General features: G+C 71.4%; 24 protein-coding genes. 8 read left to right on the top strand and 16 right to left on the bottom strand.

What is annotated here, in order from left to right; genetic code table 11:
• Positions 1 to 106 precede the first annotated feature (106 nt).
• Positions 107 to 634, top strand: a complete 528-nt coding sequence (locus tag ACIG47_RS20065; RefSeq protein ID WP_397415058.1) for a phosphoribosyltransferase — start codon at positions 107 to 109, stop codon at positions 632 to 634.
• Here ACIG47_RS20065 and ACIG47_RS20070 read toward each other — a convergent pair.
• Entirely contained in the window at positions 576 to 1,328 is a 753-nt protein-coding gene (locus ACIG47_RS20070; protein ID WP_397432871.1) for a phosphatase PAP2 family protein, read from the bottom strand. The two genes, ACIG47_RS20065 and ACIG47_RS20070, sit on opposite strands and share 59 nt — an antisense overlap.
• A 142-nt stretch (positions 1,329 to 1,470) precedes the next feature.
• On the opposite strand from ACIG47_RS20070, the gene ACIG47_RS20075 reads away from it, so the two are divergent.
• Positions 1,471 to 3,054 (top strand): sensor histidine kinase, encoded by a 1,584-nt coding sequence (locus tag ACIG47_RS20075; RefSeq protein WP_397432872.1) that lies wholly within the window; start codon positions 1,471 to 1,473, stop codon positions 3,052 to 3,054.
• Positions 3,051 to 3,722, top strand: coding sequence for a response regulator (locus tag ACIG47_RS20080; protein WP_397432873.1), 672 nt, complete (start codon positions 3,051 to 3,053; stop codon positions 3,720 to 3,722). Before ACIG47_RS20075 ends, ACIG47_RS20080 begins: the two co-directional genes overlap by 4 nt.
• A 19-nt stretch (positions 3,723 to 3,741) precedes the next feature.
• Here ACIG47_RS20080 and ACIG47_RS20085 read toward each other — a convergent pair whose 3' ends face one another.
• The 12 genes from ACIG47_RS20085 to ACIG47_RS20140 all read right to left on the bottom strand — a co-directional run bounded on the left by ACIG47_RS20085 (position 3,742) and on the right by ACIG47_RS20140 (position 17,402).
• Positions 3,742 to 4,170: a pyridoxamine 5'-phosphate oxidase family protein gene (locus ACIG47_RS20085; RefSeq protein WP_397432875.1), complete on the bottom strand. Its 429-nt coding sequence runs from the start codon at positions 4,168 to 4,170 to the stop codon at positions 3,742 to 3,744.
• Between the two features lie 9 nt (positions 4,171 to 4,179).
• Positions 4,180 to 4,464 carry a hypothetical protein gene (locus ACIG47_RS20090; protein WP_397432876.1) on the bottom strand — a complete coding sequence of 95 codons (285 nt, stop codon included), beginning with the start codon at positions 4,462 to 4,464 and terminating at the stop codon, positions 4,180 to 4,182.
• A 184-nt stretch (positions 4,465 to 4,648) separates the two neighbouring features.
• Positions 4,649 to 5,629, bottom strand: a complete 981-nt coding sequence (gene nrdF / locus ACIG47_RS20095; RefSeq protein ID WP_397415029.1) for a class 1b ribonucleoside-diphosphate reductase subunit beta — start codon at positions 5,627 to 5,629, stop codon at positions 4,649 to 4,651.
• A 51-nt stretch (positions 5,630 to 5,680) separates the two neighbouring features.
• Positions 5,681 to 7,762, bottom strand: coding sequence for a class 1b ribonucleoside-diphosphate reductase subunit alpha (gene nrdE, locus ACIG47_RS20100; protein ID WP_397432941.1), 2,082 nt, complete (start codon positions 7,760 to 7,762; stop codon positions 5,681 to 5,683).
• A 62-nt stretch (positions 7,763 to 7,824) separates the two neighbouring features.
• On the bottom strand, positions 7,825 to 8,259 hold the full coding sequence (gene nrdI / locus ACIG47_RS20105; RefSeq protein WP_397415027.1) for a class Ib ribonucleoside-diphosphate reductase assembly flavoprotein NrdI: 435 nt from the start codon (positions 8,257 to 8,259) through the stop codon (positions 7,825 to 7,827).
• A gap of 35 nt (positions 8,260 to 8,294) precedes the next feature.
• A complete protein-coding gene (gene nrdH, locus ACIG47_RS20110) occupies positions 8,295 to 8,537 on the bottom strand; it encodes a glutaredoxin-like protein NrdH (protein WP_020017613.1) in 243 nt (80 codons plus the stop codon).
• 378 nt (positions 8,538 to 8,915) lie between these two features.
• The gene (locus ACIG47_RS20115; RefSeq protein WP_397432877.1) at positions 8,916 to 10,346 is read right to left on the bottom strand and encodes a serine hydrolase domain-containing protein; all 1,431 of its coding nucleotides are present in this window, start codon (positions 10,344 to 10,346) and stop codon (positions 8,916 to 8,918) included.
• Positions 10,347 to 10,497: 151 nt separating this feature from the next.
• Positions 10,498 to 11,934 (bottom strand): GH1 family beta-glucosidase, encoded by a 1,437-nt coding sequence (locus ACIG47_RS20120; RefSeq protein WP_397415021.1) that lies wholly within the window; start codon positions 11,932 to 11,934, stop codon positions 10,498 to 10,500.
• A complete protein-coding gene (yicI, locus tag ACIG47_RS20125) occupies positions 11,931 to 14,207 on the bottom strand; it encodes an alpha-xylosidase (protein WP_397432878.1) in 2,277 nt (758 codons plus the stop codon). The genes ACIG47_RS20120 and yicI overlap by 4 nt, the downstream gene beginning before the upstream one ends.
• A 34-nt stretch (positions 14,208 to 14,241) precedes the next feature.
• Positions 14,242 to 15,126 carry a carbohydrate ABC transporter permease gene (locus ACIG47_RS20130; RefSeq protein ID WP_121387747.1) on the bottom strand — a complete coding sequence of 295 codons (885 nt, stop codon included), beginning with the start codon at positions 15,124 to 15,126 and terminating at the stop codon, positions 14,242 to 14,244.
• Between the two features lies 1 nt (position 15,127).
• A complete protein-coding gene (locus tag ACIG47_RS20135; protein ID WP_397432880.1) occupies positions 15,128 to 16,105 on the bottom strand; it encodes a carbohydrate ABC transporter permease in 978 nt (325 codons plus the stop codon).
• Positions 16,098 to 17,402, bottom strand: coding sequence for an ABC transporter substrate-binding protein (locus tag ACIG47_RS20140; protein ID WP_397432881.1), 1,305 nt, complete (start codon positions 17,400 to 17,402; stop codon positions 16,098 to 16,100). The genes ACIG47_RS20135 and ACIG47_RS20140 overlap by 8 nt, the downstream gene beginning before the upstream one ends.
• A gap of 214 nt (positions 17,403 to 17,616) precedes the next feature.
• On the opposite strand from ACIG47_RS20140, the gene ACIG47_RS20145 reads away from it, so the two are divergent.
• Entirely contained in the window at positions 17,617 to 18,636 is a 1,020-nt protein-coding gene (locus tag ACIG47_RS20145; RefSeq protein WP_397415006.1) for a LacI family DNA-binding transcriptional regulator, read from the top strand.
• Here ACIG47_RS20145 and ACIG47_RS20150 read toward each other — a convergent pair.
• From ACIG47_RS20150 to ACIG47_RS20160, 3 genes are all read right to left on the bottom strand, one after another.
• Positions 18,633 to 19,241: a GNAT family N-acetyltransferase gene (locus ACIG47_RS20150; protein WP_397432882.1), complete on the bottom strand. Its 609-nt coding sequence runs from the start codon at positions 19,239 to 19,241 to the stop codon at positions 18,633 to 18,635. The two genes, ACIG47_RS20145 and ACIG47_RS20150, sit on opposite strands and share 4 nt — an antisense overlap.
• Before the next feature lie 85 nt (positions 19,242 to 19,326).
• Positions 19,327 to 19,947, bottom strand: a complete 621-nt coding sequence (locus tag ACIG47_RS20155) for a DUF402 domain-containing protein (protein WP_397415000.1) — start codon at positions 19,945 to 19,947, stop codon at positions 19,327 to 19,329.
• Positions 19,948 to 19,972: 25 nt separating this feature from the next.
• Positions 19,973 to 21,250: an N-acetylglucosamine-6-phosphate deacetylase gene (locus tag ACIG47_RS20160; RefSeq protein ID WP_397432883.1), complete on the bottom strand. Its 1,278-nt coding sequence runs from the start codon at positions 21,248 to 21,250 to the stop codon at positions 19,973 to 19,975.
• A gap of 253 nt (positions 21,251 to 21,503) precedes the next feature.
• Here ACIG47_RS20160 and ACIG47_RS20165 point away from each other — a divergent pair, with 253 nt between their 5' ends.
• From ACIG47_RS20165 to ACIG47_RS20180, 4 genes are read left to right on the top strand one after another with little or no spacing between them, the layout of a single operon-like run.
• Positions 21,504 to 22,808 (top strand): ABC transporter substrate-binding protein, encoded by a 1,305-nt coding sequence (locus ACIG47_RS20165; protein ID WP_397432884.1) that lies wholly within the window; start codon positions 21,504 to 21,506, stop codon positions 22,806 to 22,808.
• A gap of 5 nt (positions 22,809 to 22,813) precedes the next feature.
• The gene (locus ACIG47_RS20170; RefSeq protein ID WP_397432885.1) at positions 22,814 to 23,707 is read left to right on the top strand and encodes a carbohydrate ABC transporter permease; all 894 of its coding nucleotides are present in this window, start codon (positions 22,814 to 22,816) and stop codon (positions 23,705 to 23,707) included.
• Positions 23,707 to 24,603, top strand: coding sequence for a carbohydrate ABC transporter permease (locus ACIG47_RS20175; protein ID WP_397432887.1), 897 nt, complete (start codon positions 23,707 to 23,709; stop codon positions 24,601 to 24,603). The genes ACIG47_RS20170 and ACIG47_RS20175 overlap by 1 nt, the downstream gene beginning before the upstream one ends.
• Positions 24,604 to 24,637: 34 nt before the next feature.
• Complete coding sequence (locus ACIG47_RS20180) at positions 24,638 to 26,674, top strand: beta-galactosidase (RefSeq protein WP_397432888.1); 2,037 nt, start codon at positions 24,638 to 24,640, stop codon at positions 26,672 to 26,674.
• The last annotated feature ends 67 nt before the right edge of the window (positions 26,675 to 26,741 follow it).

Below are 26,741 nucleotides of genomic sequence, written 5' to 3' on the forward strand. Positions count from 1 at the left end.
GGGTGTGGCCGCGCCCCCCCGGGCGGGGGGCCCCCCGCGCGGCCCCCCCCCGGCGGGGGGGCCCCCCCCCCCCGGGGCCCCCCCCCACGTCTCGTAGGGTCGTCCCATGACGTCGACTGAACTGCCCGCCCCCGAGCCCGTGACGCCGCCGGAGCGCGAGGTGCTCACCTGGGAGACCTTCCCCGACGCGGTCCGCGACCTGGCCCACCAGGTGGTGGACAGCGGATTCGTACCGGACGTGGTGATCGCCGTGGCGCGCGGCGGCCTGGTACCCGGCGGTGCGATGGCGTACGCGCTCGGCACCAAGGGTGTCGGCACGCTGAACATCGAGTTCTACACCGACATCGGCAAGACGCTCGACGACCCGCGCGTGCTGCCGCCCCTCATGGACACCTCCGACCTCCCCGGCGCGAAGGTCCTGGTGGTCGACGACGTCGCCGACTCCGGCCGCACCCTGGCGCTGGTCATGGACCTCCTGGCCAAGCAGGGCGCCGAGGCCCGCTCGGCCGTGCTGTTCACCAAGCCGCGCACGATCATCCAGCCCGACTACTCGTGGAAGGACACCGATCTGTGGATCACCTTCCCGTGGTCCGCCGAGCCGCCCGTGACGGGCGCGCGGTCGATCGAGGCGTGACGGGTGTGGCCGGCCCCGCCGGGGTCGGCCACCTCCGGGACACGAGGCGCCGACCGGCGGCATGAACCGCCAGGCTCACCAGGACGGTGAGGAGGACCGCGAGGGCCAGACCGGACGCGACGTCGTGCACGTAGTGGACGCCCGCGGCCACCCGGGCCCCGGCGACGGCCAGTGCGAGCGGTACGACAGCGGGCCACAGACGCGGCGCCACCAGCAGGCAGGCGACCGCGAGCGCCCCCGCGATCGTCGCGTGGTTGCTGGGCCAGGACCAGTCGCCCGGCACGGGACAGTCCAGCACGGTGGCGACGTCGACCGTGCGGCACGGTCGCTCCTCTGCGACGAGGACCTTCACCACCTCGCTCGTCGCGTATGCGGTGACGGTGCCGGCTCCGGCGGCGGCGAGCAGCCAGAAGGCGGGCCGGTCGCGGCGCCAGGTGACGAGCGCGAGGCAGGCCGTGACTCCGACGAGGAGCAGCAGCCCCTTGTCTGCGACAAGGCCCGCGAGGCCGGCGAGAGGTGAGGCGGCAGTCGCACCGGCGACGACCTCGAAGAGACGTTCGCGTGCGGGCCAGGTCAGCGTGGCGACGGTGGCCAGCACCACGAAGGTGCCCAGCGAGAAGGGCAGCACGGACCGCGGGACCGGACCTGGGACCGACACCGCGGAGCGGACCGGGGCATGGCGTGTTGTGGACATGTCGAGAACGCTAGGAATCGGCGGCGCCGTGCGGATCTGGCCTGGGTCAGGAACCAGCTATGACCTTGGTGGTAGTGGGCCGGCCCGAAGATCAGACCGGGGCCGGAGGCGGAGGATGCGGGGCGTCGGCGACGATGGTGCGGTGACCCACGAGCCCTGGACGCGCGACGTCGAGCACTCCCCCGCGCACCTGCCCGTGCGGCGCCTCGCCCTGCTCGTCGCGGCGGCAGCCTTCGCCGCGCTGCTGGTCCTCGCCGGGGTGAGTCCCTGGTGGATGGTCCCGCTGGCCGCGGTCGCCGCCCTCCTCGGGCTGCTGCGCGGCGGGGGACGGCTGGGGGTCGTGGCCATGGCTGTCGGGGCCGCCGCGGGCGCAGGCGCCGTGCTGGCCGGGTGGGCCGACCTCCGTGACGCGCTGGTCGCCACGGCCCGTGGCGTCGTGACCGGTGTGCTCCCGTGGGCGGTGGCCCTGGCATGGCGCGCACGCCGGAACGCCGAGGCCGACGCGGCGTTGGCCCTCGTGCGCGAGCAGGACATGGAACGGCTGCGCGCCGAGACCGACCTCGCCCGGCAACGCCTGCAGCTCGCCGAGAGCCTGCACGACGACCTCGGGCACGCGCTCAGCCTGGTTGCCGTCAACCTGGGCCGGCTGGAGCTGGAGCTGGAGCGTGGCACGAGCGCCCCTCGGCCGTCGGGTGCTGCCGGCCCGGCCACCTCCGTGCAGGAGTCGGTCTCGCTCGCGCGGCGTCAGGTCTCCGATGCCGTCGCCCGGCTGGGCGCGTCCGTCCAGACGCTGCGCACGGGGCGGGCCGACGCGCGACCTTCGCCGGGCGGGCAGGCCGACGTGGAGACGCTCGTGCAGGAGGCGCGCCGGGCCGGCGCCGACGTCGTGCTCACCGCGCCGCCCGGCGACGATCTCGTCTCGGCCTACGGCCCGGCGGTGACCCGTGTGGTCCGGGAAGGGCTGACCAATGCCCTCAGGCACGCCCCGGGCCGGCCGGTCCGGGTCACGCTGGTACCCGGGGCGTCGCAGGCCTCCCCCGCGCCCGGCGAGCCGGAGGCGGGGGCACGTCGGCTCGTCGTGACCGTGAGCAACCCGCTGCCGCCGTCCACCGGCCCGGTGGAGCGCGATCACGAGCGAGCGGCGTCCGACGGCGGCACCGGGCTCCGCTCGCTCGCCGAGCAGGTGCGCAGGACCGGTGGATCTTTCGAGGCCGGCCCCCGGTCGGGCACCTATGTGCTGACCGCCGAGCTGCACCCCGTGCCGGAGGGGCGGTCGTCCGGCGGCGTGCCTGAGGACGGCGCGCGGCCGACAGACCACGAGCCCAGCCCCCGAGCCAGGTCGCCGCGGGACGCCCGCGCGGTCACCGACGGCCTGGCCCGCGCCCGGCGGCGAGGCGGAGCGCTGCTGCTGGCCGCGGTGCTGGTGCCGTCGGTCGCACTGGTGGCGGTCGCGACAGCGATCCAGCTCGCGGACAACCTCGACGCCCGGCGTGCGATGCTCGGCCCGGCGGCGTTCGCCAGGATCGACGTCGGCGACGCCCGGGCCGACGTCCAGCCGCTGTTGCCTGGTACGACCCTCGATCCGCCGCCCGGTGCCGACCCGGCCTGCGACTACTACGCCGTGACCGCCGACCCGCTCGACGATGCGTCGGGTGACGCCTATCGGATCTGCTGGGCGGAGCACCACGTCACGTCGGCCGACGTCGTGGTCGGAGTCGCGCGGTGAGTGCGGCACCCCGGACCGCACCGCTCCGGGTCCTCCTCGCTGACGACGAGCCCCTGGTGCGCGCAGGCCTCGCCGGAATCCTCGGGACCGATGACTCGGTCCGTGTCGTCGCGGAGGTTTCCTCCGGCGAGGAGACGCTGGCGGCTGTCCGGGCGAACCGTCCGGACGTCGTGCTCCTGGACGTCCGCATGGGACCGATGAGCGGTCTGGACACTCTGGCGGAGATCCGGCGCACCACCGGCTCTCCGTCGTGCCTCATGGTCACCACGTTCGGTGAGGACGAGTACGTCGCCGAGGCGATCCGGCTGGGCGCCGACGGGTTCGTGCTGAAGTCCGGCGACCCCCGCGAACTGCTGCTCGCAGTACACGCGGCTGCGGAGGGCGGCGCCTACTTCTCCCCGGCGGTCTCGCGTCGCCTGCTGCAGACCGGTATGGGCACCCGTTTCATCGCACGGCAGCATGCCCGGGAGCGCTTCGAGCGGCTGACGCCGCGTGAGCAGGAGGTCCTGGCTCTGGTCGGTGACGGTCTCTCGAACGCCGAGATCGCTCGGCGGCTCCACCTCGCCGAGGGCACCGTGAAGGTGCACGTCACCTCGATCCTGCGGACCACCGGTGCGCGGAACCGGGTGGAGGCGGCACTCATCGCGGCCCAGGCTGCCGCCTGGTAGCGGCGGCCCTGCAGCCGGGTCAGTACGCGTACCGGCGCACCCGCTCCGGGTGGATGACGACGCGCAGCAGCTCCCCGGCCAGGATCGAGGCGAGGTCGCGGGCCCGGTCCCGGTCGTCGAGGTCCCAGTACCGCGCGGCCAGGCGGGAGGCGAGGTCGTGCGCGCCGTCGGCCTCGACGGTGGCCGGGCCGGCGACGGACACCCACCGTTCGCGCTCCCCCACGGGGGCCGCGACGACCAGCGAGGCGCGCGGGTCGCGCGCCAGGCGTCGCACCTTCACCGAGCCCGCCTCGGTGAAGAGCTGGACGGTGCCCTCGGCGGTGGCCTCGAACCACACCGGCCGGGGTTCCGGCGGCTCCGCCGCACCGGCCACGGACAGGAAGCCGTACAGCGGGCGCCCGAGGAACTCGAGGTCGGTGGCGGTCAACGGGCTGGTCTCTGCGCTCATGCGCACGATTCAACGGCACACCCCCGGCCGGTTCAACCACGCCCGGGCTCGCCTGCCCCGCCGGACGGGGACGCGGTCGGGCACCGTCGTGTGCAGCGGCTGCAGCGGCCCGGGCGCGATCTCCAGGGCACCCTGCGCCAGCGTGCAGACGGCGAGGAGCACGCCGATGGTCGGCGAGTACCGGGCCGCGACCAGGAGAGCTGCGCCGAGCACGACACTCGCGACGATCCACGGCGCGTGCCGGCCCCACCCGGACCTGGTCCGGTCGGACAGCGCACCCGCCAGGGGCGCCAATGCGCGGCATCGTCCAGGCGCACGGCGGCGAGGTGCACGCCGAGCACGCGCCGCAGGGCTTCCGGCTGAACGTCGCCCTCCCGGCACGACGCCCGCCCGTGCATGACAGAGGCCCGGAACCGCAGGAATCTGCGGTTCCGGGCCTCTGGTCAGCCGCTGTGCGCGACCGGCTCCCGACGGGGCGTCAGAAGTCCCAGTCGTCGTCCTCGGTCTCCACGGCCTTGCCGATCACGTACGACGAGCCAGACCCCGAGAAGAAGTCGTGGTTCTCGTCCGCGTTCGGCGACAGCGCCGCGAGGATCGCCGGGTTGACGTCGGTGTCCTCCTTGGGGAACAGCGCCTCGTAGCCCAGGTTCATCAGGGCCTTGTTGCCGTTGTACCGCAGGAACTTCTTGACGTCCTCGGTCAGCCCCAGCTCGCCGTAGAGCGAGTCGGTGTACTCGACCTCGTTCTCGTACAGCTCGAAGAGCAGGTCGAACGTGTACGCCTTGAGGTCGTCCTGCTCGGGCTGCGTCAGCTTCGCGAGGCCCTTCTGGTACTTGTAGCCGATGTAGTACCCGTGCACTGCCTCGTCACGGATGATGAGGCGGATCAGGTCTGCCGTGTTCGTGAGCTTGGCCCGCGAGGACCAGTACATCGGCGCGTAGAAGCCGGAGTAGAACAGGAACGACTCGAGCATCGTCGAGGCGACCTTGCGCTTCAGCGGGTCGTCGCCCCGGTAGTAGTCGAGGACGATCTCCGCCTTCTTCTGCAGGTGCTCGTTGTTCTCGGACCACTCGAAGGCCGCGTCGATCTCCGGCGTCGACAGGAGCGTCGAGAAGATCGAGGAGTAGCTCTTCGCGTGCACGCTCTCCATGAAGGCGATGTTGGTGTACACCGCCTCCTCGTGCGGGGTGAGCGCGTCCGGGATCAGCGACACCGCGCCGACCGTGCCCTGGATGGTGTCCAGGAGGGTCAGGCCGGTGAAGACCCGCGAGGTCATCGTCTTCTCGTGCTCCGAGAGCGTGTTCCACGACTGGATGTCGTTGGACACCGGCACCTTCTCCGGCAGCCAGAAGTTACCGACCAGACGGTCCCAGACCTCGAGGTCCTTCTCGTCCTCGAGGCGGTTCCAGTTGATCGCCGTCACGCGATCGATGAGCTTGAGCTTGCCGGTTGGCGACATGGGAGTTCCTTCAGAGACTACGGTCGGCGGGGATCTGGCAGAGGGTGCGCGTCACAGCATGCAGGAGACGCAGTTGTCCACCTCGGTACCCTCCAGCGCGAGCTGGCGCAGGCGGATGTAGTAGAGCGTCTTGATGCCCTTGCGCCAGGCGTAGATCTGCGCCTTGTTCACGTCGCGCGTGGTCACCGTGTCCGGGAAGAACAGGGTCAGCGAGAGGCCCTGGTCGACGTGCTGCGTCGCCGCGGCGTACGTGTCGATGATCTTCTCGTAGCCGATCTCGTACGCGTCCTGGTAGTAGTCCAGGTTGTCGTTCGTCATGTACGGCGCCGGGTAGTAGACGCGGCCGAGCTTGCCTTCCTTGCGGATCTCGATCTTGGCCGGCACCGGGTGGATCGACGACGTCGAGTTGTTGATGTAGCTGATCGAACCCGTGGGCGGCACGGCCTGGAGGTTCTGGTTGTAGATGCCGTGCTCCATGACCGAGGCCTTGAGCGCACGCCAGTCGTCCTGCGTCGGGATCGCCACGCCGGCGTCCGCGAAGAGCTGCGCGACCCGCGCCGTGGCCGGCTTCCACTCCTGCTGGACGTACTTGTCGAAGTACTCGCCCGTCGCGTACTTCGAGTCCTCGAACCCGCCGAACTTCTGCTTGCGCTCGATCGAGAGACGGTTGGACGCCGCGATCGCGTGGTAGGCCACGGTGTAGAAGTAGATGTTCGTGAAGTCGACACCCTCCTCCGAGCCGTAGTAGATGTGCTCGCGGGCGAGGTAGCCGTGCAGGTTCATCTGGCCCAGGCCGATGGCGTGCCCCTGCTCGTTGGCCAGCTTGATCGACGGCACCGACTCGATCGAGGTCTGGTCGCTCACCGCCGTCAGCGCGCGGATCGCCGTGTCGATGGTGCGGCCGAAGTCCGGCGAGTCCATCGCCTTGGCGATGTTCAGCGAGCCCAGGTTGCAGGAGATGTCCCGGCCGACCGTGTCGTAGGAGAGGTCCTCGTTGAACGTCGACGGGGTCGAGACCTGGAGGATCTCGGAGCACAGGTTCGAGTGGGTGATGCGGCCCTTGATCGGGTTCGCCTTGTTCACCGTGTCCTCGAACATGATGTACGGGTAGCCCGACTCGAACTGCAGCTCCGCGAGCGTCTGGAAGAAGTCGCGGGCGCTGATCGTGGTCTTGCGGATGCGGTCGTCGGCGACGAGCTCGTCGTACTTCTCGGTGATCGAGATGTCGGCGAACGGCTTGCCGTAGACACGCTCGACGTCGTACGGGCTGAACAGGTGCATGTCCGCGTTCTTCTTGGCCAGCTCGAACGTGATGTCCGGGATGACCACGCCCAGCGAGAGGGTCTTGATGCGGATCTTCTCGTCCGCGTTCTCCCGCTTGGTGTCGAGGAACCGCATGATGTCGGGGTGGTGGGCGTGCAGGTACACCGCGCCCGCACCCTGGCGCGCACCGAGCTGGTTCGCGTAGGAGAAGGAGTCCTCCAGGAGCTTCATCACGGGGATGACGCCCGAGGACTGGTTCTCGATGTGCTTGATCGGCGCGCCGTGCTCGCGGATGTTGCTCAGCAGCAGCGCCACGCCGCCACCGCGCTTGGAGAGCTGCAGTGCGGAGTTGATGCCGCGCGCGATGGACTCCATGTTGTCCTCGATGCGCAGCAGGAAGCAGGACACGGGCTCGCCGCGCTGCGCCTTGCCGACGTTGAGGAAGGTCGGCGTCGCCGGCTGGAAGCGCCCGGAGATGACCTCCTCGACGATGTCGCGCGCCGTCTGCTCGTCACCGTCGGCCAGGCCGAGGGCGACCATCGCGACGCGGTCCTCGAAGCGCTCCAGGTACTTCTTGCCGTCGAACGTCTTGAGCGTGTACGACGTGTAGTACTTGAAGGCGCCGAGGAACGTCTCGAAGCGGAACTTCTTCGAGTACGCGAGCTGGAACAGCTCCTTGACGAACGCGCGGGAGTACTTCGCCAGCACGGTCGGGTCGTAGTACTGGGCCTCGACGAGGTGGTCGAGCTTCGCGTCCAGCGTGTCGAACTCGACGGTGTTCGGGTTGACGTGCTGCAGGAAGTACTGGCGGGCCGCCTCACGGTCCTTCTCGAACTGGATCTTCCCGTCCGGACCGTAGAGGTTGAGCATGGCGTTGAGCGCGTGGTAGTCGAGCTGGAGAGACTCCAGCGGGATCTCGCTCAGGCCCTCAGTCAGGCTGAGAGACTCAGTGGTTGTTGCTGCCAAAATCGTCCCAATCCGTTGCGGACGCGCGTGACGTCCTGCGCCGTTCCCAGTAGTTCGAAGGCGTAAAGATAGGGGACATCACACTTCGCAGCGATGATGTCCCCGGTGATGCAGTACGCAGCCCCGAAGTTGGTGTTCCCCGCGGCGATGACGCCGCGGATGAGCGACCGGTTGTGTTCGTCGTTGAGGAACTTCCTCACCTGCCGCGGGACGGCCCCGCCCTCGTTGCCGCCACCGTAGGTGGGGGCCATGAGGACGTAGGGCTCGTCCACGCGCAGGAAGCCGTCGGCCGGGCGGAGCGGTATCCGGTGCACCGGCATCCCCAGCTCGTCGAGCGCGAGCTTCTGGACGAACCGGTGCGTGTTCTCGGACACGCTGGAGAAGTAGACGAGAGAACCCACGTCACGCCCCCTTGCCGACGTAGCTGTGGTGCTGGTCAGGCCGAAGCGGCCTGGAGCGCGGCGACCGCGCTGATCTGGTCGGGGCGAAAGCCCGACCAGTGAGTGTCACCGGCCACGACGACCGGTGCCTGGAGGTAGCCGAGGCCGCGAACCATCTCGAGCGCCTCGGCGTCCTGCGTGATGTCCACGACCGTGTACTCGACACCCTTGCGATCCAGTGCCCGGTACGTCGCGTCGCACTGCACGCATGCCGGCTTGCTGTAGACCGTGACGCTCATGTCCGCCTCCTCTGACCTCGAAGAACACCCGTGAACTTACGTCGGTGTGCTTTGTTCGCGGGTCTGCGTCTCCCGCTGAACCAAACACTACACCTAGTGTCTGACGCTCGCTCGCTTACGACATGTTGTGGTTGGTGACGAACGGCGCACTACGGCACAGCCGCCCGGAACGCTCAGGGACCATGCTGCCACGAGCCTCTGACACTGCACGGCAGGCGGCACGCCGGGCTTTCCCGGGCGGTTCCGGGAGGCACCTCCGGGGCGCGCGAAGACGCACCTCGCGGGGCTCGGAGGGGTCCGAAAATCAGATCCGGACGACGGCGTGTCGCGACCGCTTGGGCGTGTCGCGCCGGCCCGCGCGGCACGCGGTGCGAAATGTCACAGCGCGTGCCAGCCCGCCTCGTCGTGACCACCCGGGAGGTCCGCGTCCGCGGCGTACGGCGTGCGCGTCAGGCAGAACGTCCCCACGTCCAACGCGACCACACGTCCCTCCCGTTCCACGCCGCGGAGCGTCTCTCCCTGCCAGTACCCGGCCGTCACGCCCACCCAGGTGCCGGGCTCGGCACCGGGCTCGAACTCGGTACCGCGCCCGCTGGACACACCGGCCAGGGCCAGCCGCCCGCCCACGGCGGTCAGCGTGTACGGCACGGGCCCCCAGTACCAGTCGCCCGCGAGCGCCGCGGCGCCCGGCACCGAAGCGGCAGCGGCACGCCCGGCACCCGCACCGGCGCGCCCGGCACCCGCGCCGGCTCCGCCGTCGTCCGACGCCCGGGAGCCCAGGCCGCGCCACGCGGCCAGGAGCCCGGTCCCATCGCCGAACCCGGCGGTGCTCGACCCGACCACCGCCACGGCGTGGCCCGTCGCGAGGTCCACCCGCAGGTCGGCGGTAAAGCCCGGGACCGACCCGGAGTGGCCCACGGTGCGCACGAGCTCCCCGTCCAGCACGTCCTTGCGCACCCGGACGCCCAGGCCGTACGCACCGGTCCAGGCCGTGCCGGGCTCGTCCACCACCACGCGCGGCGTCGTCATGAGCCGGCGGGCGGCCACGGGCAGCACGGCGTCGCCCGCGGCGCCCAGCGTGTCGTGGCAGGCCAGCCACATCCCGAAGCGCACCAGGTCCGACGGCGTGGACCACAGCTCGCCGGCCGGCCCCATGGCCAGGTAGGCGGGCACGGGCTCGGCGTGCACCAGGTCGGCGTGGGGGTGCACGGCGTAGCCCGTGACGTGCGGCCCCACGGGCACGCGACCGGTCGAGGTCATGCCGAGCGGCGTCCACACCTCGTCGCGGAGCACCTCGTCCCAGGCCCGGCCGCGCACGTCCTCCACGAGGCGGCCGAGCACCGCGTAGCCGACGTTCGAGTAGTGGTACCGGGTGCCCGGTGCGGCGAGCCGTGGCAGGCCCGAGGCCACGATCTGCCCCCAGGTCGAGCCCCCGGCCCGTTCCCACCAGGGACCCGCGGGCTCGGCGGGCAGGCCGGCACTGTGGCTGAGCAGCTCGGCCACGGTGGCGTCCGCTGCCGGGGCGTCGGGCACGTGCGCGCCGACGGCGTCGTGCAGCGTGATCTCGCCGTCCTCGACGAGTCGCAGCACCGCCACGGCGAGCATCGTCTTGGTCACGGAACCGATGCGGAAGGCGTGGTCCGGCGTCGGCCCGTCGCCCGGTGCGCGTCCTGCCGAGGCGGGCGCCGCGACGGCGTCCGCCCACAGCACCTCGCCCCCGCGCCCGACGGCCGCCGACAGTGCCGGCACCCGCCCGGCCGCCCGCGTCCGCTCCAGCCAGCCGGTCAGCACGTCACGGAGCTCGTTCATGGCCAGAAGGTATCCCGTCGCCGGCGCCGTCATCACCGGTGCCCGCGGGCCTCCTGCACGAACGCAGGGATCGTCGGCGCACACGCACGCGTGCACCGACGATCCCTGCGTTCGACGGACCGGACCGGCGGCGCCGGGTCAGGTCAGGGCGTCAGGCCGGGGCCACCTCGTCGACGGACGGCAGCACGTTCGTCGTGGCCAGCCGGCGGTACCAGTGCGCCGAGTCCTTCCACGTGCGCACATGCGTCTCGTAGTCCACGCGGATGATGCCGAACCGGCGGTCGTACCCGTAGGCCCACTCGAAGTTGTCGAGCAGCGACCACGCGAAGTACCCGCGCACGTCCACGCCCTGGTCCCGGGCGAGCCCGAGCGCCTCGACGTGGTCGTGCAGGTAGGAGACGCGCTCCACGTCGTGCACGCGCGCCACGCCGTCCTCGACCACGACGGTGTCCGCGAACGCGGCGCCGTTCTCGGTGACCATGAGCGGCTGGTCGGGGTAGGTGTCCCGGAGCGAGACCAGCAGGTCCGTGAGACCGGCGGGCTCGATGTTCCAGCCCATGGCGGTGTACGGGCCGGGCTGCGGCAGGAACTCGACGTCGTCGGCCGCGATCCACGGGGTGCCCGCGGAGTCCTTGTGCCCGTCGGCCTGCTGGCGCTCCCCCTCGCCGGAGTAGTGCCGCACGCGTGCCGTCGAGTAGTAGTTCACGCCCAGGACGTCGAGCGGCTGCCGGGCGATCTCCAGGTCGCCGTCCTGCACGAACGACCAGTCGGTCACCGAGGCGGTGTTCTCCAGCAGGTCGGCCGGGTAGGCGCCGTCCAGCACCGGCCCGAGGAAGGCCCGGTTGGCCAGCGCGTCGACCTGGCGGACGGCGGCCTGGTCGGCCTCCGACGACGGGTCGTCCGGCCGGAAGACGTGCAGGTTCAGCGTGATCGAGGTCTTGGCGGCGTCGCCGAGCACCTCGCGGATCTGCTGCACGGCGAGGCCGTGCGCCAGGTTCAGGTGGTGCACCGCCTGGAGCGCGGCCAGGGGCTCGGTGCGGCCCGGCGCGTGCACGCCGGAGCCGTAGCCCAGGTACGCCGTGCACCACGGCTCGTTGAGCGTGGTCCAGACGTCGATGCGGTCGCCGAGCTCCTCGGCCATCCTGCGCGCGTACCTCGCGAACGCGTACGCGGTCTCGCGGTTGGTCCAGCCGCCGGCGTCCTCCAGCTCCTGCGGGAGGTCCCAGTGGTAGAGCGTGACGACGGGCTTGACGCCCGCGGCGATCAGGCCGTCCACGAGGTCCGAGTAGAAGCGGATGCCCTCGGCGTTGAACTCGCCGGAGCCGCCCGGCTGCACCCGCGGCCACGCGATCGAGAACCGGTAGGCGCCCAGGCCCAGGTTCTTGATGTGCTCGACGTCCTCCTGCCAGCGGTGGAAGTGGTCGTCCGCGACGTCTCCCGTGTCACCGTTCAGCGTCTTGCCGGGGGTGTGCGAGAACGTGTCCCAGATGGACGGCCCGCGCCCTCCCTCGGTCGCGCCACCCTCGATCTGGTACGACGCGGTCGCCGATCCCCAGAGGAAGTCAGCAGGGAAACTCCGTGCACTCACAGTGCCACCTCTCCCGGGCCGGTGGCCCGAACGGTCTTGCCTTCGTTCTCGACGCTCCATTCGCCAGGAGCGTCAGCGCTGGTCACGTGCACGACGCCGGCCTCGTACCGCACACGGAACGTCGCCGGGGCGCCGGTGCCACCGGGGACCAGGATCTCTTCGTCGAACCCTTCGGGCAGACGGGTGCAGCGTAACGTCACGCCCTCGGCCCACGCGTAGTCGGGCCGGTCGTCGCGCGCGCCGACCGGCAGCACGGTGCCCGGTCGCACGAGCACGGGCAGGGTGTCGAAGCCGTGCTCCTCGGTGACCCAGCGCGACCCGGTGACGGTCGAGGCCAGGCCGGGCGCGGCGACGTCGGGCAGCCGGGTCCACTCCCCCTCCGGGAGGTAGTACTCCGCGCGGGACTCGCCGAACACGGGCGCGACCAGCAGCGACGGCCCGAGCATGTACTGCGTGTCCACGGTGGCGGCGGTCCGGTCGGCCGGGAACTCCAGCACCATGGGCCGCATCACGGGAAGCCCCGCTCCGGCGGCCTGGGAACCGGCCTGCCCGAGGTACGGCATCAGCCGCATCTTCAGCCGGGTGAACTTGCGCGTCACGTCGACGGCCTCGTCGTCGAACGCCCACGGCACGCGGTACGAGCTGGACCCGTGCAGGCGGGAGTGCGAGGACAGCAGGCCGAACGCCGTCCACCGCTTGAAGACGGCCGGGTCGGGCGTGCCCTCGAAGCCGCCGATGTCGTGGCTCCAGTAGCCGAACCCGGACAGCGACAACGACAGGCCGCCGCGCAGCGACTCGGCCATGGACACGAACGTGGACTCGCAGTCGCCGCCCCAGTGCACCGGGAACTGCTGCGTGCCCGCCGTCGCCGACCGGGCGAACAGCACTGCCTCGCCGGTGCCCCGCTCCTGCTCCAGCAGGTCGAACACCGTCTTGTTGTACAGGGAGGCGTAGAAGTTGTGCATGCGCTGCGGGTCGGACCCGTCGTGCCAGACGACGTCGGTGGGGATGCGCTCCCCGAAGTCCGTCTTGAAGCAGTCCACGCCCTGGTCCAGCAGCACGCGCAGCTTGTCCTGGTACCAGGCGGCGGCCTCGGGGTTGGTGAAGTCCACCAGCGCCATGCCGGCCTGCCACTTGTCCCACTGCCAGACGTCGCCGTCGGCCGTGGTGACGAGGTAGCCCTTCTCGGCACCCTCCTTGAACAGGTGGGACCGCTGGGCGATGTACGGGTTGATCCACACGCAGACCTTCAGGTCCCGCTCGTGCAGCCGGGTCAGCATGCCCTCGGGGTCCGGGAACGTGGCCGGGTCCCACACGAAGTCGCACCAGTGGAACTGCCGCATCCAGAAGCAGTCGAAGTGGAACACCGACAGCGGGAGGTCCCGCTCGGCCATGCCGTCCACGAAGCTCATCACCGTGGACTCGGAGTAGTCCGTGGTGAACGACGTGGACAGCCACAGCCCGTACGACCACGCGGGGACGACGGCGGGCCGCCCCGTCAGGGCCGTGTACCGGCGCAGGATCTCGGCCGGCGTCGGCCCGTGGATCACGTAGTACTGGAGCGACTGCCCCGGCACGGAGAACTGGGTGCGGCTGACCACCTCGGACCCCACCTCGAACGAGACGTGCTCGGGGTGTGCCACGAAGACTCCGTAGCCACGGTCGGTGAGGTAGAACGGCACGTTCTTGTAGGCCTGCTCGCTGGCGGTGCCGCCGTCCTCGTTCCAGATGTCGACGCTCTGGCCGTTCTTGACGAACGCGCCGAACCGCTCGCCCAGCCCGTAGACGTGCTCGCCCACGGAGAGCCCGAGCTGCTCGTGCACGAAGTCGCCGTCGGGCGTGCTCGCCAGCCCGACGCTCCGGGCGGACGACGTGGTGAGCACCTCGCCGCCGGCCACGAAGTCGACGCGCCACTCGCCGTCCGTCGACACGCGCGCGGTGAGGCCGCCCGAGGTGAGCTCGGCGGGGCCCTCGCCCGGGGCGGCCGGCGTCACGACCTTGACCACGCCCGGCTCCCGGTTGACCGCGAAGTGCGGCCCGGGGTCGCGGCGGCCCTGGTGGTGCTCGATGCGCACCCCGATCACGTCGTCCGCAGGAGCGTCGAACGTGACGGTCACGACCGGGCGGTTCAGGGTGTCGCCGCGCTTGGTGATGGGCGCGGTGGGCGCGTACACGGTGAGCGTCCCGTCGCCCGCCTCGACGGAGTCGATGTCGCGGGGGCGCAGCACCTCGACGCCGGGGCGGAACTGCCAGTAACCGTCGGTGAATCTCATGCGTGGGACCTCGTCGCTGCTCGGTGGGGCGTCGTCACTTGACCGCCCCGGCGGTCACGCCCCGGGTCAGGGTGCGCTGGAAGATCAGGAAGAAGATGACGGCCGGCACCAGCGACACGAGCGAGCCCGCGTTGATCGTCGGTGCATCCATCATGCGGTCGCCCTGCAGGGATGCCAGGGCGATGGGGATGGTCTGGGTGTCGTTGCTGGTCAGCATGACCAGCGGGATGAAGAACTCGTTCCAGGTCCAGATGAAGAAGAAGATCATCAGCACCGAGAGCGTGGGCCGCACGATCGGGAACACGACCTGCCAGAGGATGCGCCAGCGGCTCGCGCCGTCCAGCGCGGCCGCCTCCAGCAGCGCGGGCGGGAACGTGCCGAGCACGGACGACAGCAGGTACGTGCCGAACGCCGACTGGATGACGGTGAAGATGATGATCACCGACCACTGCGAGTTCGACAGGCCCACCGACTGGGCCATCGTGAACAGCGGGTAGATCAGGGCCTCCTGCGGCAGCATGTTCGCCAGCAGGAACAGCGCGATGATCCACAGCCGGCCCTTCACCCGGCCGATGCCGATCGCGTACGCGTTCAGCAGCGACAGCAGCGCTCCGCCCACGGCCACGAGGGCCGAGATGAACACCGAGTTCCACAGCTTGACCGGGAAGTCGGTGCGCTCCCAGAACGCGACCACGCCGTCCAGGTACAGCGAGGACGGCCACGACAGCGGTCCGTTGGCCGCGTAGTCCTGCGGCGACTTGAACGCGTTGAGCAGCATGATCCCGAACGGCGCGAGCACCGCGAGCCCCACGAGGACCGCGGCGGCCAGGACGAGCCAGCGGCCGGCGCCCCGGCGGTACCGGGAGTCGACGGCGGTGGCGCGCACCTGCGCGGGCCGCGGGTCCGTAGCGACAGCCATGTCAGATGCCCTCCCTCTCACGTCGTTCGGCCCGGTTCTGCAGGCCGAGGATCACCAGCGCGACGACCACGATCACGAGCGTGAGCACCGTGGCGATCGCGGACCCGTAGCCCACCTGGGACTTGTCGAAGAAGTTCAGGTACGAGTAGTAGCTCGGCACCAGGGTCGAGCTCTCGGGTCCGCCGCGCGTCAGCACGTAGATGGGTCCGAACACCTTGAGCGCCGCCACGGTGCAGGTCAGCGTCACCACGAACGTCTCCGGGCGGATCTGCGGCACGGTGATGGCCCGGAACCGGTCCCACCAGCCGGCGCCGTCCAGCTCGGCCGCCTCGTAGAGCTCCGGGTCCACACGCTGCAGGGCCGCCATGAAGATGACCACCGGGTAGCCCATCTGCACCCAGATGAGCACGAGCATCACCGAGGGCAGGGCCGTGTCGGGATCGCCCAGCCAGTTGGGCGGCGTCTCGACGCCGAGCCCGCGCAGGATCACGTTGAGCGCGCCGGTCTGGGAGTTCAGGATCCAGTTCCACAGCACGCCCGCCACGGCGACGGGCAGGATCTGCGGCAGGTAGTACGTGGCGCGCAGCACGGAGGAGACGCGCTCGCCGAACCGCCGCCCGAGGTAGTCGAACAGGACCGCCGCGAGCACCAGGCCCAGCAGCGTGGGCACGAGCACCATCGCGACGATCATCGCCAGCGAGTTGCCGAACGACGTCCAGAACTTGTCGTCGCCCAGCAGGTCCACGTAGTTGCCCAGCCCGTTCCACCGCAGCGGCGCCATCCCGCCGCGCCACTTGAACAGGCTGAAGTACACGTTGGTCAGCAGCGGGTAGCCGATCACCACGCCGAACGCGATCGCGCCGGGCAGCAGGTAGGGCAGGTACGCCACCCACTCCGCCCGACGGCGGCGCGTCCCGCGCGGCGCGCGCGGGCGGAGGTCCGCCCGCGCGCGCCGGTCGGTCAGGGCGGTGTCAGCCATCGAGCAGGTCGGCCTTGCCCTCGTCGTACGAGCTCTGCAGCCCGTCGAGCACCTCGGCCGGCGTCTTGGACCGGTTGACCAGGGACTGCAGCTCGCTGACGATCACGTCGTAGTAGCCGGCCACGGGCCAGTCGGGGTAGTACGCGAGGCCGTCCTCGTCGAGGATCGCCTGGAAGTTCTCGGTGAGCTCGCGAGTGCGCTCGTCCTCGATGACGGAGGCGTCACCGGCCACGGGCAGGCCGCCCTCGGTGGCCAGCACGTTCTGCACCTCGGGGCGCAGCGTGATGTCGATGAACTCCTCGGCCAGGCTCGGGGAGTCGGCGTTGGCGGGGACCACCCAGAGGTTGCCCGACGAGCCGGTGTGCAGCGAGTTGCCCGGGAAGTTGAACTGGCCCCAGTCGGCCTCGACCTCGGTGGCGAGGCGGCCGAACCACCAGGAGCCGCTGACCATGAGCGGGTAGGTGCCGTCGATGAACGAGACGCCCATGTCCTCGGCCGTGAGGGCCGCGGAGTCGGAGGCGATGTAGCCCTTCTCGATCCACTCGTCGAGCTTCTCCGTGGCCTGGGTCATCGCGTCGTTGTGGAAGTCGACGTCGTTCGCGAAGAGCTGGTAGTCGTCCACGAGCTGACGGTCGCCGTAGGCGAGCACGAGCTCGTACCAGAGCTGGCCCAGCGGGTACTCGGCCCCCGCCTCGGCCAGGGGCGTGATGCCCTCCTCCTTGAAGGCGGCCAGGACGTCCTCGAACTCGTCGAGGGTGGTCGGCACCTCCAGGTCGTGCTCGGCGAACATGTCCTTGTTGTAGTAGACGCCCACGAACTCGCCGTAGTTGGGCACGCCGTACCACTCGCCGGAGCCCATGAGGCCCTGCTCGTCGTAGGTGGCCGTGGTGGCGAGCGAGCCGGACAGCTTCTCGTCCCAGCCGCGCTCGGTGGCGGCGTCGGTCAGCGGGTTCAGCAGGCCCTGCGCGGCGAGCTGCCCCGCGGTGGCGTTGCCCTTGTTGAACTCCATGACGTCGGGCACGTCGTCGCCCGTGAGCACGATCTTGGCGTTCTTCTGGATCTGCTCGAACGTCTGCTTCTGGACGTCGACGGTGACGTCGGGGTTCTCCTCCTCGAAGATCTCGATGGCCTTGGCCCAGGCCTTGCCCATCGCCGAGTCGTCGTTCTCGTAGTGCCAGATGGTGAGCGTGCTGTCGTCGGTGTCGCCGCCGCCGGCGCTCTGGCCGGTACATCCGGTCAGAGCCAGGGCTCCGGTGAGCACGGCCGCCGCGACGGCCGTCGTCCGCTGGTGCTTCATCGCATCTCCTCGATGTTCGGTGCTCGACGCCGGCCGGCCCAGCGTCGTCACGGGCCGCCCCCGAACCTCTGCGATCGGGTTGTCGAAGCGGTTCAACACGCTAGCTCGTTGGTATCACTAATGTCTAGCCCCTCGGTTGGGGCCACTATGGGCTATGTTGTCGAAGCGCTTGCTCCCGTGAGGCACACTGCTACCAGACCGAGTGAGAGGCACCATGGCAACGATCGACGACGTGGCAAAGGCGGCAGGGGTCTCGGTCTCGACCGTCTCCTACGTGCTGTCCGGCAAGCGACCCATCTCCGCGCCCACCCGGGCGCGGGTCGAGCGGGCGATCGACAGGCTGGGCTACCGGCCGCACGCGGGCGCGCGGGCGCTGGCATCCGCCCGCACCACCGTGATCGCCCTCATGGCACCGCTCCGCGTCGGCGTGAACGTGCCCGTGATCATGCAGTTCGTCGCGGGCGTGGTCACACGGGCCCGGGACTTCGAGCACGACGTGCTGCTCCTGACGCAGGACGACGTCAGCGGCCTCGACCGGGTGCTCAGCGGCTCCATGGTCGACGCCCTGGTGATGATGGACATCGAGGCGGACGACCCGCGCGTCCCCCTGGTCGCGGCCGCCAAGCAGCCCACCGTGCTCATCGGCCTGCCGCAGGACCCGGAGGGGCTGAGCTGCGTGGACCTCGACTTCGAGGCCGCGGGCCGGCTCGCGGTGCGGCACCTGGCGCAGGCCGGGCACACCGACGTCGCACTCATCGGCTCCCCGCCCGAGGTGCTGCGGCGGCACACGTCCTACGCCGAGCGGCTGATGCGGGGGCTGCGTGACCAGGCCCGGGGCTCCGGCGTGACGGTCACGGTCGAGCCGTGCGACGCCACGCCGTCGGGGGCGGTGCAGGCCGTGGACACCCTGCTGGCGACCGCGCCGGAGACCACCGGGATCATCGTGCACAACGAGGCCGCCCTGCCCCACGTGCTCGCCCGCCTGGCCGAGCGCGGTGCGACCGTGGGCACCGACATGTCGGTCGTGGCGGTGTGCCCCACGGACGTCGCGCTGGCGCAGCGGATCCCGATGACCAGCATCGACCTGCCCGCCGAGGACATCGGCAAGGTGGCCGTCGACATGGTGATGGCCCGGCTCGGAGGCGAGCAGCCCTCCGAGACCAGGCTGCTCGCCCCGGTCCTCACCGAGCGGGAGAGCTCGGCCCCCGGACCGGGGCCGGGCGCGGCACGCTAGGCGTCGAACTCCCGGTCGAGGATCGCGTAGACCACCTCGGTGGACCACTCGCCGTCGCGCACGTCGCTCTCGACCAGGCGGGCCTCCTGCCGCATGCCCAGCCGCTGCGCCACCCGGACCGAGGCGCCGTTCTCCTCGTCGATGCGCGCGTAGACGCGGTGGAAGCCGTACGTGCCGAAGGCGAGGGCGAGGGTCGCGCGCGCGGCCTCGGTGGCCAGGCCACGACCTGCGGTGTCGGGCCGCAGGGCGTAGCCGAGCTCGGCCTGCCGCGGCCCGGCGGCCCACTTCAGCATCGTCTCGCCGACGACGGCGCCGTCCAGCTCGACGGCCAGCACGATGACGTCGCCCACGTCGTCGAACGGGGCCCGTGACCAGGCCCGGAGCTTCTGCTCGGCCGCGGCGCGGTCCCACGGCGGCTGGTACATGTAGCGCACGACGTCGGGGCGGGAGCGCCAGACGAAGAACGCCTCGGCGTCCTCCGGCCGGACCGGACGGAGCAGCAGACGGTCGGTGGTCAGGGGCCAGGCCGGTTCGGCGCGGAGGCCGGTACCGGCGGGACGGGAGCCAGGTGCGGCAGGTCTGGGGACGGACGCGGAAGAAGGCACGCTCCGACCGTAGCGCCCGGCGACCCGGCTGCCACCAGAATTGCGCGATATCGCCGGGCCGACGCCGCCACCCGGGGCCGGCCGCTCAGCGCACCTCGAACGGCACGCCCTCCCAGCCCTCGGGCACCTCGCGCGGCTGCCACGCCGGGTCGGGCGTCCAGTCGGCCCAGGCCTTGTCCCACCAGAGCTCGCCGGCATCCAGCAGCCCGGCGATCCGGGCACCCTCCGCGCGGATCTGCTCCATCCGGCCGGGGTAGCGCGCGGGGCCCGTCTCCTCGAACTCGGCGACGTCCTTGAACTCGTAGGTCTCGGCGTCGGCTCCCCACCAGACGTCCAGCTCGTGGTCGAGCGTGTCGAACCCCATCGGCGTCCGGCGGGGCGCGTCCTCGAGGTTGAAGTACCAGCCCTGGAAGGCACGCTGCGGGCCGTCCCAGAACAGGAAGAGGGAGTGCTCCACGCCGGCCCAGTGCAGCTCCAGCCGCCCGTGGCCCCGCCAGTGGGTGCTGCCCGCGAGCTTCCAGGGGTGCTCCCCCACCGGGAACGTGCCGGAGCCCGGGTACACCATCGGGGTGCCACCGGGCGTGTAGGTGACCAGCAGGTCGCCGTCGTCCTGGACGCAGACCTGCGGGATCGCGATCCACGGCTCGCCCCGCATGATCTCGCGGCGCACGACGGTCTGGCCGGGCTGGAACACGGGAGGCGTCATACCTCCGAACGCTAACAGCGCGGCGTTACGCGCCGGCGACATCGATGTCAACAGCGTCCGACCCGACGGCGACGTCGACGCCGTGCCGCAGCACCCGTACCGGACGCAGATCGGCGTCCGTGACCAGTACGTCGGCGCGGGCGCCCGGCACCAGGGTGCCGACCTCGCCGGCCAGCCCCAGCACACCGGCGGGCACCACGGTGGCGGACCGCACGGCGTCCACCAGCGGGACGCCACCCCGCACGGCGCACCGCACCACGTCGACCAGGTGGGCGGTGCCGCCCGCGATCGGCCCCTCCCCGGGAGCCGCCTGGGCCTCCGTGACGACGCGGGCGACGCCCTCGCGCACCTCCACCGACATCGGCCCCAGCTCGTACCGGCCGTCGGCCACCCCGGCCGCCGCCATCGCGTCGGTGACGAGCGCCACGTGGTCCGCACCCACCATGTCGAACACCGAGCGCACGGTGGCGGCGTCGAGGTGCACGCCGTCACCGATGAGCTCGACCACCATGTCGCCCCGGGCCGCCGCCGCCAGGCACGCGGCGATCGGTCCCGGCACCCGGTGGTGCAGGGGGCGCATGCCGTTGAACAGGTGCGTGGCCGTCATCGGGCCCCGGGTACCGCCCGCGAGCGCCGCCGTCACCTGCTCGATCAGCGCCTCGGCCTGCTCGGTGCTGCCGTCGGTGTGCCCGAGGGACGGCAGCACACCGGCCGCGGTCAGCGCCTCGGCCACGCCGCCGGGGCCGGTCACCCCGGGTACCTCGGGTGCCACGGTCATGGTGCGCAGGCTGCCGCGGGCCGCCCGGACCAGGTCGCGGACCAGGTCGGCGCTGCCTTCTTGCAGGTCAGCCGGGTTGTGCGCGCCTCGGCGCCGGTGCGAGAGGAACGGCCCTTCGGCGTGGATCCCCTCGATCTCACCGGCCGTGGCCAGCTCGGCCAGCACCGCCGCGCGGCGCAGCAGCACGTCCGGCTGGGCCGTCACGAGCGACGCGAGCAGCGTCGTGGTGCCGTGGCGCCGGTGTTCCAGCACGCCCACCATCGCCTCGTCGGCGGAGCCTGCGTCAGGGAACGAGGCGCCGCCACCGCCGTGGTTGTGCAGGTCCACGAGCCCCGGCAGCACGTACGTCCCGGGGGCGGGCGGCACCCGGTCGACGTCGGGCCCGAGGCCCGCAGCCGCGGCCTCGGCCATCGAGCCGGCGAACGTGACGCGTCCGCCCGAGGCGACGACGACGCCGTCGTCCACCACCGCGGACGGCTGGACCAGGCGGCCACGTACGACGAGGGGTTCAGTCATGCGGAACATCCTGCCAGCGTCCGGCGGGTGCTCCCCAGCCGCCCCGATCTGCGGCGGGACGCCCCTGCCGGGCGGAACCGCTTCGACTGAACCGGCCTGCAATAGTCACACCTGAAGCAAGGCCCGGATGCCCACCACCCGGGTTCCCCTGTTTTACCAAGCCTTGACAGGCCGAGTTTCGTCCGGAAATGATGACGACCATCATCGAAGCGCTTCGCCATGACGGCGCGGTGGTTCGTCGGACACGTCAAGGAAGATGTGAATGATGCGAAGGACTGTCTCGCTCGCGGCCACCGTCTCGGCCCTCGCCCTCACCCTCGCCGCCTGCTCGTCGGGCGCGGCCTCCGGCGGCGACGCCGGTGACGACGGCCCCGTCACTCTCGAGTACTGGGCGTGGGGCACCGCACAGCAACCCATGGTCGACGCCTGGAACGCCGCCCACCCCGACATCCAGGTGAAGCGGACCGACGCAGGCGGCGGGACCGACTCCTCCGCCAAGCTCGTGACCGCGACCCGCGGCGGCAACGCCCCCGACGTCGCCATCGTCGAGTACAACACCCTGCCGGCGATGATCGTCGCGGGCGTCGCCGCCGACATCTCCGAGCACGTGGACGGGCTCGACCAGGAGTTCGCCCCGGGCGTGTGGAGCCAGGTCACGTTCGACGGCGCCACCTACGGGGTGCCGCAGGACGCAGGCCCGCAGGCTCTCACCTACAACAAGGCACGGTTCGAGGAGCTCGGCATCGAGGTGCCGACCACGTGGGACGAGTTCGCCGAGGCCGCCGAGCAGGTCCACGAGGCCGACCCCGACACGTACCTCACGACGTTCGCCCCGGCGGAGTTCGGCGGGTTCGCCGGGCTGGCGCAGCAGGCCGGCGCCGAGTGGTGGTCGGTCGACGGCGACGCATGGACCGTGGACTTCGACGACGAGGCCTCGGTGGCGGTCGCCGACTACTGGCAGGACCTGATCGACCGGGACCTCGTGCTGGCCGAGCCGCTCCTGACCCCCGAGTGGAACGCCCAGGTCAACAAGGGTCAGGTGCTCTCCTGGCCGGCCGGCCTGTGGGCCGCCGGGGTGCTCTACGGCGTCGCCGAGGAGAGCGCGGGCGACTGGGCGATGGCCCCGCTGCCGCAGTGGACGGAGGGCGACCCGGCCGTCGGGTTCCAGGGCGGGTCCGCGGTCGTGGTGACGACGTCCACCGAGCACGCCGAGGCGGCCGCCGAGTTCGCCCGGTGGATGGGCACCGCCGACGAGGCCTCCGCGGCGCAGATCGAGCAGGGCCAGTACCCGGCGTCCCTGGCCGGGCAGGAGCTGACGCTGGAGAGCGACCCGCCGCTGCTCATGCCCGAGCAGGACGACTACTGGCAGACCGCCGCCCAGATCACGCAGGACACGATCCCGGAGATCAGCTGGGGGCCCAACGTGAACGTCGCCTCCAGCGCCTTCCAGGACGCGATGTCGGCGGCTGTCACGGGCGGCACGCCGCTGCGCGACGCCCTGACCGCGACCGAGGCCGAGGTGGTCGACGACATGACCACCACCGGCTTCGAGGTCACGCAGAAGTGACCGCCGTGCGCAGGCGCTGGGGAGCCCCGGTCCTCTTCCTCCTGCCCGCGGCGGTGCTGTTCGTCGCGTTCCTCGCGATCCCGATCGGCTATGCCGTCTACCTGAGCTTCCGCGGCATGCGGGTCTCGGGCGGCGGGCCCTTCGGCGTCCGCCAGGAGTCCTGGGTGGGGCTGGACAACTACGTCACCGCGTTCACCGACCCCGAGCTCCTCGCGGGGTTCGGCCGGCTCGGGATCTACGGGATCATCGCCGTGCCCCTCACCCTCGGGCTCGCGCTCACGTTCGCGCTGCTGCTCGACCTGCCCCGCGTGCGGGGCGCGCGGTTCAGCCGTACCGCGATCTTCATCCCGTACGCCGTGCCGGGTGTCGTGGCGACGCTCCTGTGGGGCTTCCTCTACCTGCCCTCCACGAGTCCCGGCAACTGGATCCTCGACCGGCTCGGCCTGCCGGGCGTGGACGCGCTGCACGGCGGGATGCTGTTCCCCTCGATCGCGAACATCGCGATCTGGGGCGGGGTGGGGTTCAACATGATCATCCTGTACACGTCCCTGCGGGGGATCCCCGCGGACGTGTACGAGGCCGCCCGGCTCGACGGTGCCGGCGAGTGGGACATCGCCTTCCGGATCAAGATCCCGCTCGTCGGGCCGGCCCTGGTCCTGACCGGTCTGTTCGCCCTCATCGGCACGCTCCAGGTGTACGGCGAGCCCACCACGCTGCGGCCGATGACGAGCGAGATCTCGCAGACCTGGGTGCCGCTCATGCTGATCTACCGCGACGCCTTCACCCGGGACGACCTGTCGCTGGCCGCGGCGTCGTCGGTCGCCCTCGCCCTCGGCACGCTGGTCGTGTCGCTCGTCCTGCTGCGCATGACGCAGAAGCGTTCGTTCGGGGAGTCCTGATGAGCACCGTCACCGCACCCCGGCCCGTGGGCACCCGGCCGCTCGCCGCCGACCGTCCGCGTGCCCGACGCCGCGGGGCCGTGCTGCCCGGCATCGCCCTGTTCCTCGGCGCGCTGTACTGCCTCGTGCCCGTGGTCTGGGTGCTGGTCGCCTCGACCAAGTCGAGCTCCGAGCTCTTCTCGACCTTCACCTTCCTGCCGGGCACCGGGCTGCTCGACAACCTGCGCGACCTGTTCGCCTACGGCGACGGCCAGTACGCGCAGTGGGCCCTGAACAGCCTCCTGTTCGCGGGGGTCGGCGCCGCTGCCTGCACGCTGGTCTCGACGATGGCGGGGTACGCGCTCGCCAAGTACGACTTCCCGGGGCGGCAGGCCGCGTTCTACGCGATCCTCGGCGGCGTGCTGCTGCCGGGCATCACGCTGGCCGTGCCGCAGTACCTGCTGATGTCGAAGATCGGCCTGGCCGGCACCTACTGGTCGGTGCTCCTGCCGTGCCTCATCTCCCCCTTCGGCATCTTCCTCGCCCGCGTCTACGCCGCGTCGGCGGTGCCCACGGAGACGATGGAGGCGGCCCGGATCGACGGCGCCGGAGACGCCCGGATCTTCGTCTCCGTGGCCCTGCCGATGATGGTCCCGGGCATGGTGACGGTCTTCCTGCTGCAGTTCGTCGGCATCTGGAACAACTTCCTGCTGCCGTTCATCATGCTGTCCGACGAGCGGATGTACCCGCTGACGGTGGGCCTGTACACGCTGCTGTCCAAGGGGTCCGGGACGCCGTCGCTCTACACCCTCGCGATCATCGGCTCGGCCGTGGCGATCATCCCGCTGGTGGTGATGATGCTCGTGCTGCAGCGCTACTGGCGTCTCGACCTGATCAGCGGCGGGCTCAAGGGATGAGCACCGCCGCGCACCACCGACCCGAGGAGCGACCATGACGGCCCCCTTCGACCCCGCGCGCCTGCTGTTCGGCGGCGACTACAACCCCGAGCAGTGGCCGCGGGACGTCTGGGCGCAGGACATGGCCCTGATGCGCCGGGCGGGCGTGAACACGGTGACCATCGGGGTGTTCTCCTGGGCCGCCCTGGAGCCCCGGGAGGGCGAGTTCGAGCCCGGCTGGCTGGACGACGTGGTGGCGCTCCTGGACGCGAACGAGATCGGGTTCTTCCTGGCCACGCCCACCGCCTCCCCGCCGCCGTGGTTCACCCGCGCCCACCCCGACGCGCTGCCGGTGCGCGCCGACGGCACGCGGCTCTGGCACGGGTCGCGCGACACCTACGCGATCAGTGCCCCCGCCTACCGTGCGGCCGCACGGCGCGTGGCCCGGTTCCTCGCGGAGCGGTACGGCGACCACCCGCGGCTGCGGGGCTGGCACGTGCACAACGAGTACGGCACGATCGACCACGGCCCGCACGCGGCAGCCGCCTTCCGGCGCTGGCTGCGCGCCCGGTACGGCACGCTGGAGGCCCTGAACGACGCCTGGTACACGGCCTTCTGGTCCCAGCGGTACGACGACTGGGACGAGATCGTGCCGCCCCGCGCCACGCAGTACCTGCACAACCCGGCCCAGCTCGTGGACTTCAAGCGGTTCTGCTCCGCCGAGATGCTCGCCGCCTTCACCGAGCAGCGCGACGAGATCCGTGCGGCCGGCTCCACCGCACCCGTCACGACGAACTTCATGCTGCCCACGTGGAACCACCTCGACCAGTGGGACTGGAGCGACCGGCTCGACCTCGTCTCCGTGGACCACTACCTCGACACACCGGGCCCCGACGGCGAGGCGCACGTCGCCTACGGCGCCGACCTGACCCGGTCCTGGGGCGGGGGGCCGTGGCTGCTGATGGAGCAGAGCGCCTCCGGTATCCGGCAGGGGCGGCGGCAGGTGTTCAAGGACCCCGACCGCATGATCCGCAACTCGCTCGGCTACGTCGCGCGCGGGTCCCAGGGCGCGCTGTTCTTCCAGTGGCGGGCGTCTGCCGGTGGCTCCGAGACGTGGCACAGCGCGATGGTGCCGCACGCCGGGCCGCGCAGCCGCACGTACGAGGGCGTCGTCGAGCTGGGCACCGTGCTGGGCCGCCTCCAGGAGATCGCGACGCCGCCCGACGACGGGCCGGTCGTGGCCGCCGACGTCGCGATCCTGTGGGACGCCGAGGGCTGGTGGTCGCTCGAGACGCCGCACCTGCCGAACGACGACCTCGACTACGCAGCGGAGGTCCGGGCCACCCACCGGGCGCTCTGGCGCGCCGGGGTGGCCGTGGACTTCGTGCGGTCCGGGGCCGACGTCGCGCGGTACCGGGTGCTGTTCGTACCGACCCTCATGGCGCTGGACGCCGCGACCGCGGCCTGGCTGACCCGGTACGCCGAGAACGGCGGGCACCTGGTCGTCGGCCGGTTCACCGGCGTCGCGGACGAGTACCAGCGCGTGGTCCCCGGCGGCTACCCCGGGCTGCTGCGGGACCTGCTGGGCGTCCGAGTCACCGAGCACCTGCCGCTGGCGCCCGGAGACACCCAGGAGCTGGACGACGGCTCGGTCGTCGCCCAGTGGACCGAGCGTCTGGAAGCGACCGGCGCGGACGTCGTGGCACGGTACGCCGAGGGCCCGCTCGCCGGCTCGCCCGCGGTCACCCGGCACGCCGTCGGGGACGGGGCCGCCGTGTACGTCTCGGCGGGGCTCGTCCAGGAGTCGTGGGACACGTTCGTCGCGGCGGTGCTGGCCGAGCGGGACGTGCGCGCGGTCGTACCCGAGGCGGTCGGCACCGGGCTGGAGGCCGTCCGGCGGCGCGGCGCGGCGGCCACCTACCTCTTCCTGCTGCACCACGGGGAGCGGCCGCTACGGGTCACGGGGGCGGGGCACGACCTCGTGTCCGGTACCTCAACCGAGCAGGGTGTCGTCGTCACGCCGGGCGGGTACGCCGTCGTCCGCGAGGCGCCGGGCGCCACGTGGACGGTGGAACCGCTGCCCGGGGGCTGACCGACACGGTTCCGTGCGGGATCGTCCCCGTGCCGGTCACGGTGCCCGGTTCGGGGAGGCCTCGCCT

The sequence above is a fragment of the Promicromonospora sp. NPDC052451 genome (assembly GCF_044547525.1).
Taxonomy (GTDB): domain Bacteria; phylum Actinomycetota; class Actinomycetes; order Actinomycetales; family Cellulomonadaceae; genus Promicromonospora.